The organism is Trinickia sp. (assembly GCF_036503415.1).
Lineage (GTDB): Bacteria > Pseudomonadota > Gammaproteobacteria > Burkholderiales > Burkholderiaceae > Trinickia.
This window is the reverse complement of record NZ_DASXWY010000107.1, coordinates 25,945-34,290: the sequence shown is the minus strand read 5'-3', so window position 1 is coordinate 34,290 and position 8,346 is coordinate 25,945. Positions and strand designations below refer to the sequence as shown.

Sequence of the window (8,346 nt, the reverse complement as noted above, 5' to 3'; positions counted from 1 at the left end):
GGCGATGGCGCGCGCCGTGCTGTCGAAGCCTAAGCTGCTGTTGCTCGACGAACCGTCGATGGGTCTCTCGCCGATCATGGTCGAGAAAATCTTCGAGGTCGTGAGGGAGATTTCGAAGGAGGGCATCACGGTGCTGCTGGTCGAGCAGAACGCGCGGCTCGCGCTGCAGGCTGCGGATCGTGGCTATGTGATGGACTCCGGCGCGGTCACCATGTCGGGCAACGCGAAGGATATGCTCGACGATCCGAAGGTGCGGGCAGCCTATCTCGGTGAGTAAGAGCCAGTCGTGACCGGGCGAGCGGGTCTCTGCCTGTCCCAATGAGAAAGGCCGCATGTTCTTGCATGCGGCCTTTCTCGTTTATCGGCGGTCAGTGTGGGGCACTGTGTATGGCCCCGCGGCGCACGGTCAGAGCGAGTCGAGCACCTCCCGCAGCATCGCCATCATCTGGTCGATTTCCTCGGTGGTCACGTTCAGCGCCGGCATGAAGCGCAGCAGGTTCGGACGCGCAGCGTTGAGCAGCAGGCCATCGGGCTGCATGAGGCGGGCCTTTTCGACGATCTGCGGGCCGATGTCCTTGCCGAGCAAGAGCGCTCGCAAGAGGCCTTCGCCGCGCTCACCCTCGAAGCCGCGTTCCGCGGACAACTCGATGAGCCGTTCGCGCAGGTACTCGCTGCGCTCACGCACGCCTTCGAGGAAGCCGGGCGCCGTCAGTTGCGAGAGCACGGAGTAGCCGACGGCCGTCATGAGCGGATTGCCGTTGTAGGTGCCACCTTGATCGCCCGCGTCGAAGCACGCGACGTCGGCCTTCGAGAGCAGCGCGGCAAGGGGTACGCCCCCGCCGATGCCCTTGCCGAGCGTCATGATGTCGGGCTCGATGCCGGACAGCTCATAGGCGAAAAGCGTGCCCGCGCGACCGCAGCCGCTTTGCACTTCGTCGACGATCAGCAGCACGTTGTGCCGCTGCGTCAATGCTCGCAGCTCCCGCATGAATTCGCGCGTGGCGGGAATCACACCGCCTTCGCCCTGGATCGGCTCGAGCATGACGGCGACCGTCTTGTCGCCGATCAGTCGCTCGACCGACGCAATGTCGTTGAGCTCGGCCTTGGGAAAGCCCGGGACCTGCGGCGCGTAGATCGTGTCCCAGCCGGGTTTGCCGCTCGCGGACATCGTGGCGATCGTCCGTCCGTGAAAGCTGTGATCGAACGTGATGATCTCGTATGCGCCGTTCTTGAATTTCCGGCCCCACTTACGCGCAAGCTTGATCGCGCCTTCATTGGCTTCCGCGCCGCTGTTGGCGAAGAACACCTTGTCGAAGACGCTGTATTCGGTGAGCAGGCCGGCGAGCTTTGCCATCGGCTCGTTGTAGAAAGCCGGCGATGGATTGATCAACGTGCGTGCCTGCTTTTCGAGCGCTTCGATCATGCCGGGATTACAGTGACCCAGGCAGTTCACGGCCCAGCCTTGAATGAAATCGAGGTAGCGCCTGCCTTCGTTATCGAAGATCCACGAGCCTTCGCCATGAGTGAAGACGACCTCGGGCCGGTTCGTGATGTACATCAGCGATTGCGTCGGGTATTCGTTGAAATGCATGGGGCGCTCCGCGAGAGTGAGAGAAGGCAACGATCCGTAAAAATGAAAAAAGCCACGGGAGTCCGTGGCTTTCGCTGTTTGACCGGGTTTGCGCCTAGCGTTGTTGCTGCGAGGCGCGCATCCGCGACGAGCCGACGGCTTCCCAAGCGGGCAGCGAGCGGCGACGTCGGAAAAGGGTGTGGATGCGGTTCATGCGCGCAAGAATACGACAGCGCGCGCATCGATGCAATCGCTTCGTCGTGTCCGCGTTGCGCATCGCCATCGTGCCGGCGCATGTCACGCAATTGAAACCCACGCCGCCGTACGTCACACCGCGTTGGCGAGGTCAGCTTCGCTCGTGAACGAATCGGCGTAGAACTCGTCGGCGGGCAGGCCATGATGACTCGTGAAGTCGCGCTGTGCCGCTTCGACCATGACCGGCGCGCCGCACGCATAGACCTGATAACTCGAGAGATCGGGCAAGTCCTCGATGACGGCGCGATGCACGAAGCCGGTCCGGCCGCTCCAGGCGTCGCTTGCGTCGGGCTCGGACAGCACCGGCACGAACTTGAAGTTCGGGTGATCCTTTTCCCATTGCTGCGCAAGGTCCATCAAATAGAGGTCCTTCTTGCGGCGACCGCCCCAATAAAGGGTCATCGGGCGTTCGAGGTTCCGGTGAAAAGCGTGCTCAATGATCGCCTTGATCGGTGCAAAGCCGGTGCCCGAGGCGAGCAGCACCATCGGCTTGGACGAATCCTCGCGCAGGAAGAACGTGCCGAGCGGGCCTTCGAAGCGAAGGATCTCGCGCTCTTTCATGGTGCCGAAGACGTGATCGGTGAACGTGCCGCCCGGCATGTGGCGGATATGCAGTTCGATCGGGCCTTCCTCGTGCGGCGCGTTCGCCATCGAATAGCTGCGGCGCTTGCCGTCCTTCAGAATGAACTCGATGTACTGGCCGGCGAGGTACTGCAGACGCTCGTTGGCGGGCAATTGCAGCTTGAGTACGACGACATCGTCGGCCCGGCGCTCGATGGCGTTCACGCGGCACGGCAGCTTCTTGACCTGCATGTCGCCGACGCCGGCGATCTCGCGCACGTCGATGACGAGATCCGACTGGGCGGTGGCGCAGCAAAAGAGCGCCATCCCGCGCGTCTTTTCGTCGTTCGACAATGCCGACGACGAATGCGAACGTTGTTCGATCTGGCCCGACACGAGCGTGCCTTTGCACGAGCCGCACGCGCCGTTCTTGCAGCCGTAGGGCAGGCCGATGTTCTGGCGCAGCGCGGCCGTCAGCACGGCTTCGTCGGGTTCCACTTGAAACTGCCGGCCGCTTTGCCGGAGGGTCACGTTATAGGCCATAGCTTTGCAACGAAGATGTCAATCCAGGGGCCGGCTACAATGCCGGCCATGAGAACCACACGACTTCTGCGGCGCTCACGCGTGCTGATCGTCGGATGCGGCGACGTCGGCCTGCGGGCGGCGGGTCTGCTCGTGCGCCGAGCCGCGCGAACGCGCGTCATCGCGCTGACGAGCCACGCCGAACGCGCGCCACTGCTGCGCGCCGCGGGCATCACGCCAATCGTCGGCGATCTCGACGTGGCGCGCAGCCTGCGGCGCCTGTCAGGTCTCGCGACGACGGTGCTGCATCTCGCCCCGCCACCGCCCGATGGCGATACGGACCCGCGCACGCGCGCGCTGGTTGCGGCGCTGACCGCGCCGGCGAAGCTGCGCGCCGCGCGTGGGCCCGTCGCACCGGCGGGTCGGCTGCGGGGCGCCGCCACACGCACGCAGCCATCGGCGGAGCGGCGACAAACGAGTATTGTACCCGACGCTTTCATCGCGCCGCGGCGCATGCGTCTCGTCTATGCGAGCACGACGGGAGTCTATGGGGATTGCGGCGGCGCCCTGATCGACGAAACGCGGCCCGTCAAGCCTGTGAACGCACGCGCGAAGCGCCGTGTATGCGCCGAGCGGACGCTGCGGCGCGCGACGGCGCGCGGCGCGCTCGCCGCCAGCATCGTGCGGATTCCCGGCATTTATGCGGCTGATCGGCTGCCGCTGGCGCGCATCGAGCGCCGCATGCCGGCGCTCGTCGATGCCGACGACGTCTACACGAACCATATCCATGCCGACGATCTGGCGGCGATCCTGCTGCGCACGCTCGCTCGCGGCGCGGTTTCGCGGGTCTTCCATGCCAGCGACGACAGCGTATTGAAGATGGGGGAGTACTTCGACCGCGTCGCCGATGCGTACGGGCTCGCCCATGTCCCACGCATTTCGCGCCAGCAGGCCGAGCAGCAACTCGAACCCGTGACGCTCTCGTTCATGAGCGAGTCACGGCGCCTCGCCAACGGGCGCCTCGTCCAGGAGTTGCGCGTCAAGCTGCGTTATCCGAGCGTCGACGATTTTCTTGCGACGGTGCGTACCGGCCCCGGTCAATGACCGGCTAGCGCGCCCAACTCGTGCTCGCCGAGCCACTGCCAGGCACCCGGCTCGAGCGCCTCGGGCAGTGCGAGCCCACCGATCCGCTGGCGGTGCAGCGCTTCGCAGCGGTTGCCCGCCGCGGCGATCATGCGCTTCACCTGGTGATACTTGCCTTCGTTGATCGTCAGCTCCAGGCATCGCTCGCCGCGCGCGTGGACGGCCGCGGCGGCGAGCGGCTGACGCTCGCCGTGCAACAGGACCCCCGCGCGCAGCGCGGCGAGTTGCGCCTCGTCGAGCGCGTGGCGCGTCGTTGCCAGATAAGTCTTCGGAACCTTGCGCTTCGGCGACGTATAGGCATGCACGAATTGACCGTCGTCCGACAGTAGCAGCAAGCCCGTGGTGTCTTCGTCGAGCCGCCCGACGCACTGCACGCCTCGCGCCACCAGCGGCGCGGGCAAGAGCGCAAAAACGCTCAGGTGGTGCTGCGGTTCGCGCGAGCATTCGTAGCCGGCCGGCTTGTTCAGCATCAGATAGGCGCGTTCCCGGTACTGCCAGCGGCGGGCGTCCACCTCGAATTCGAGCGCAGCCGTTGCGAACTCCACGGTGGGATTCTGGCAAACGGCGCCGCCGATACACACGCGGCCTTCGGCAATCAACGCGCGGCACTGCCGTCGCGAGCCGAAGCCCTGCGTGAAGAGAATGCTTTCGAGGTCCATAGGGCAGCGCGCAAATAAATCGAGCGCATTCTACCAAGCGGCCGAACGCATCGATCGCCACGCGGCGCGCCGTCTCAACCCGCGATCGTCTTGTAGAGCACGTCCTTGAGCATTGCGAATACGGGGTTGTCGTTATCGTTGCGATGTACGAACAGCAGCTCGACGGGGCTCGCGGGCGTCGTGCGCACGGGCCGGTAGACCACGCCTTCGAACCGCAGCATGGCCGCGGCTGCGGGAATCAGCGCGACGCCGATGCCCGCGCGCACGAGCGCCAGCATCGAATGGATCTGACTCACGTACTCCACGATATCGGGCAATACGCCGGCGCGCTCCAGCAGGCCGCTGACGAGCTGGTGAAAGTAGCGGGCCTCGTACGGCGAATACATGAGCAGCGGCTTGCCAGCGCAATCGGCGAGTGCTGGCCGCGCGGGCCACTGCTGGGCGGCCGCGACGGGCAACGCAAGTACGAGCGCTTCGCGCGTGCACGGCTGAGCGACGAGTTCGCCATGCTCGACCGGCGGGCGCAAGAAACCGACATCGATTTGCCGGGCATCGAGCGCCTCGAGTTGCGCGCCGCTCACCATCTCCTTCAACGTGAGCCTCACGCCCGAGGAGGCCGCTCGTACCGCGCTGACGAGCGAAGGCAGCACCCCGTAGCCCACGGACGCCGTAAAGCCGATCGCGAGCGATCCCGCGGCGCCGGCCGCCACCCGACGAGCCGTCGCGGCAGCCTCGTCGGCCAGACGCAGGATGCGGGCCGCATCGGGCAGAAAACTGCGGCCCGCAGCGGTGAGCCGCACCGATCGGCTGCTGCGCTCGAACAGTTCGGTGCCCACCTGATGTTCGAGTAGACGGATTTGTCTGCTCAGCGGCGGCTGGGTCATGTGAAGTCGTTCCGCGGCCCGTCCGAAATGGAGTTCCTCGGCGACGGACACGAAACAGCGAAGCTGGCTCAGTTCAAACATTGATTCAAAAGAGGTATTAATCGAGTCAGTCGTTATCTTGGACGTGAATCGTTCGCGGTGCAAGAATCGCCTCATTCTTCGTCAGGAACGCTTTCCACGCGCTATCAACATGACCCGCTATACGCCCACCGAATTCGCCCGCCAGATTGGCACTGGCTTGTTGTCGTTCCCGGTTACGCATTTCAAGGACGATTTCTCGTTCGACGAAAGTGCGTACCGTGCCAACCTCGATTGGCTGTTCAGCCATCCCGCCTCGGGCCTGTTCGCCGCGGGCGGTACCGGCGAGTTCTTTTCGCTGACGCCGGCTGAGGTCAGCCGCGTCGTGCGCGCCGCCGTCGAGGAAACGGGCGGCCGTGTGCCCGTCATCGCACCGGCCGGCTACGGCACGGCAATGGCCAAGGAGTTCTGCCAATCGGCCGAGGCTGCGGGCGCGGACGGCATTCTGTTGTTGCCGCCCTATCTGACGGAAGCGGCGACCGATGGCGTGGCCGCGCACGTCGAGCAGGTCTGCAATTCGACCAAGCTCGGCGTCATCGTCTATAACCGCGCGAATCAGATTCTCGATGAAGTCGCGCTCGAGCGGCTCGCCGAACGGTGCCCGAACCTGGTCGGCTTCAAGGATGGCGTGGGCGATCTCGAACTGATGACGCGCATCCACGCGCGCCTCGGCGACCGCTTCACTTACGTCGGCGGACTGCCGACGGCCGAAACGTTCGCGTTGCCGTACCTGACCCTCGGCGTGACGACGTACTCGTCGGCGATCTTCAACTTCCTGCCGAAGTTCGCGCTCGATTTTTATGCGGCGGTGCGCGCGAACGATCATGCGAAGGTCTATGCCGAACTGAACAAGTTCGTGCTGCCTTACATTGCGCTGCGCAACCGCAAGCGGGGCTACGCGGTGTCGATCGTCAAAGCGGGCATGCGTGCGATCGGCCGTCCGGCCGGACCCGTACGGGCGCCGCTCACGGATTTGACCGAGGCAGAGTTCGCCGAACTGTCGCAGCTCGTGAGCCGCGTGCATGAGGTGCAAGCATGACGGTATCGGGCGAGCTCCTGATCGGAGCGGCGCGCGTCGCCGGCACGGCTGGCTCGTTTCGCGCGATCGAAGCCGCGACCGGTGAGGCACTCGAGCCGGCCTTCACGCTCGCGAGTCTCGACGAGGTGCTGCGTGCCTGCGCGCTCGCCGAGGCCGCCTTCGATATCTACCGCGAGACGACGCCGACGGCGCGTGCCGCGTTTCTCGAAACGATTGCAACCGAAATCGAAGCGCTCGGCGATGAACTGATCGAGCGGGCGATGGCTGAAACGGCATTGCCGCGCGCCCGCCTCGAAGGCGAGCGCGCGCGTACCTGTAATCAACTGCGGCTGTTCGCGCGGCTTGCGAAAAGCGGCGATGCGCTCGATGTGCGCGTCGATCCGGCGCTGCCCGAGCGCAAGCCCCTGCCGCGTGCCGATCTGCGCATGCGCCGGATTCCGCTCGGCCCGGTCACCGTGTTCGGCGCGAGCAATTTCCCGCTCGCGTTCTCGGTAGCCGGTGGCGACACGGCCGCTGCGCTTGCGGCGGGATGTCCCGTGATCGTGAAGGCGCACTCGGCGCATCCGGGTACTTCCGCGCTCGTCGGCAGCGCGGTGCAGCGCGCCGTTGCACGCTGCGAACTGCCCGAAGGCGTGTTCTCGCTGCTCTTCGCCGAAAAGGAAAAATCGGGCGCGCTCGTTGCCGATCCGCGTATTCAGGCCGTCGGCTTCACCGGCTCGCGCGCGGGCGGTATCGCGTTGATGCGCATCGCACAGTCGCGCCCCCAGCCGATTCCCGTTTACGGCGAGCTGAGCGCGGTCAATCCGGTGTTTCTGCTGCCGGCCGCGCTCGATGCACGTGCCGAAGCGCTGGGCGCGCAGTTCGTCGATTCGTTGACGCTCGGCGCCGGCCAATTCTGCACGAACCCGGGGCTCGTGCTCGCGATCGGCGGTGCCGGCCTGGACCGATTCCTGAGCGCGGCCAAAGCGGCGCTTGCGCAGCGCGCAGCTCAGCCGATGCTGACGCCTGGCATCAGCGAGGCTTATCGCCGCGGCGTCGACCGTCTGGAGTACGAGCCGAACGTGCGCTGTGTCGCGCGCGGCCTTGACAGCGAGGAGCCGAACCGCGGCCGGGCGGGACTTTACACGACCGATGCCGACAGCTTTCTCGCTCAGCCCGCGCTGCACGAGGAGATTTTCGGGGCGGCCGCGCTCGTGGTGCGCTGCCGCGACGCGGCGCAGCTCGCCGCTGTGTCGCGCTCGCTCGAGGGGCAACTGACGGCGACGCTCCACTTGAACCCGGACGACGCGCGCGATGCCGTACTTGCGCGCACGTTGCTGCCGACGCTCGAGCGCAAGGCTGGACGCATTCTCGCGAACGGTTGGCCGACGGGCGTCGAAGTCACGCACGCGATGGTGCATGGCGGCCCGTGGCCGGCAACCACCGACGGGCGTTCGACTTCGGTCGGTACGGCGGCGATCGAGCGCTTCTTGCGGCCCGTTTGCTATCAGGACTTGCCGGACGCGCTGTTGCCGCAGGCATTGCGCGAAGCCAACCCGTGGGGCGTGCGACGCCTCGTCGACGGACAACCGGCGCCCGGGGGCGCCTGAGAGCGGTCGGCAAACCGGCCGGGCCCAGGTCCGGTCAACGCAAGGC

7 protein-coding genes and 1 pseudogene are annotated in these 8,346 nt (G+C 65.9%); 4 read left to right on the top strand and 4 right to left on the bottom strand.

What is annotated here, in order from left to right:
- Positions 1–277, top strand: a pseudogene (locus VGL01_RS14330) (ABC transporter ATP-binding protein); the annotation flags it as partial.
- 129 nt (positions 278–406) lie between these two features.
- Here VGL01_RS14330 and VGL01_RS14325 read toward each other — a convergent pair.
- Together VGL01_RS14325 and VGL01_RS14320 are read right to left on the bottom strand one after the other, a co-directional pair.
- Complete coding sequence (locus tag VGL01_RS14325; RefSeq protein ID WP_331570381.1) at positions 407–1,591, bottom strand: acetylornithine transaminase; 1,185 nt, start codon at positions 1,589–1,591, stop codon at positions 407–409.
- 306 nt (positions 1,592–1,897) lie between these two features.
- Positions 1,898–2,929 carry a CDP-6-deoxy-delta-3,4-glucoseen reductase gene (locus VGL01_RS14320; protein WP_331570379.1) on the bottom strand — a complete coding sequence of 344 codons (1,032 nt, stop codon included), beginning with the start codon at positions 2,927–2,929 and terminating at the stop codon, positions 1,898–1,900.
- 48 nt (positions 2,930–2,977) lie between these two features.
- Between VGL01_RS14320 and VGL01_RS14315 the strand changes: the two genes are divergently transcribed.
- On the top strand, positions 2,978–4,012 hold the full coding sequence (locus VGL01_RS14315) for an NAD-dependent epimerase/dehydratase family protein (protein WP_331570377.1): 1,035 nt from the start codon (positions 2,978–2,980) through the stop codon (positions 4,010–4,012).
- Here the strand turns inward: VGL01_RS14315 and VGL01_RS14310 are convergent.
- Complete coding sequence (locus tag VGL01_RS14310; RefSeq protein WP_331570375.1) at positions 4,006–4,710, bottom strand: 16S rRNA pseudouridine(516) synthase; 705 nt, start codon at positions 4,708–4,710, stop codon at positions 4,006–4,008. The two genes, VGL01_RS14315 and VGL01_RS14310, sit on opposite strands and share 7 nt — an antisense overlap.
- 74 nt (positions 4,711–4,784) lie before the next feature.
- On the bottom strand, positions 4,785–5,675 hold the full coding sequence (locus VGL01_RS14305; RefSeq protein WP_331570373.1) for a LysR family transcriptional regulator: 891 nt from the start codon (positions 5,673–5,675) through the stop codon (positions 4,785–4,787).
- 109 nt (positions 5,676–5,784) lie between these two features.
- Here VGL01_RS14305 and kdgD point away from each other — a divergent pair, with 109 nt between their 5' ends.
- Complete coding sequence (gene kdgD / locus VGL01_RS14300) at positions 5,785–6,711, top strand: 5-dehydro-4-deoxyglucarate dehydratase (protein ID WP_331570371.1); 927 nt, start codon at positions 5,785–5,787, stop codon at positions 6,709–6,711.
- Entirely contained in the window at positions 6,708–8,300 is a 1,593-nt protein-coding gene (locus VGL01_RS14295; RefSeq protein ID WP_331570369.1) for an aldehyde dehydrogenase (NADP(+)), read from the top strand. Before kdgD ends, VGL01_RS14295 begins: the two co-directional genes overlap by 4 nt.
- Positions 8,301–8,346: the final 46 nt, after the last annotated feature.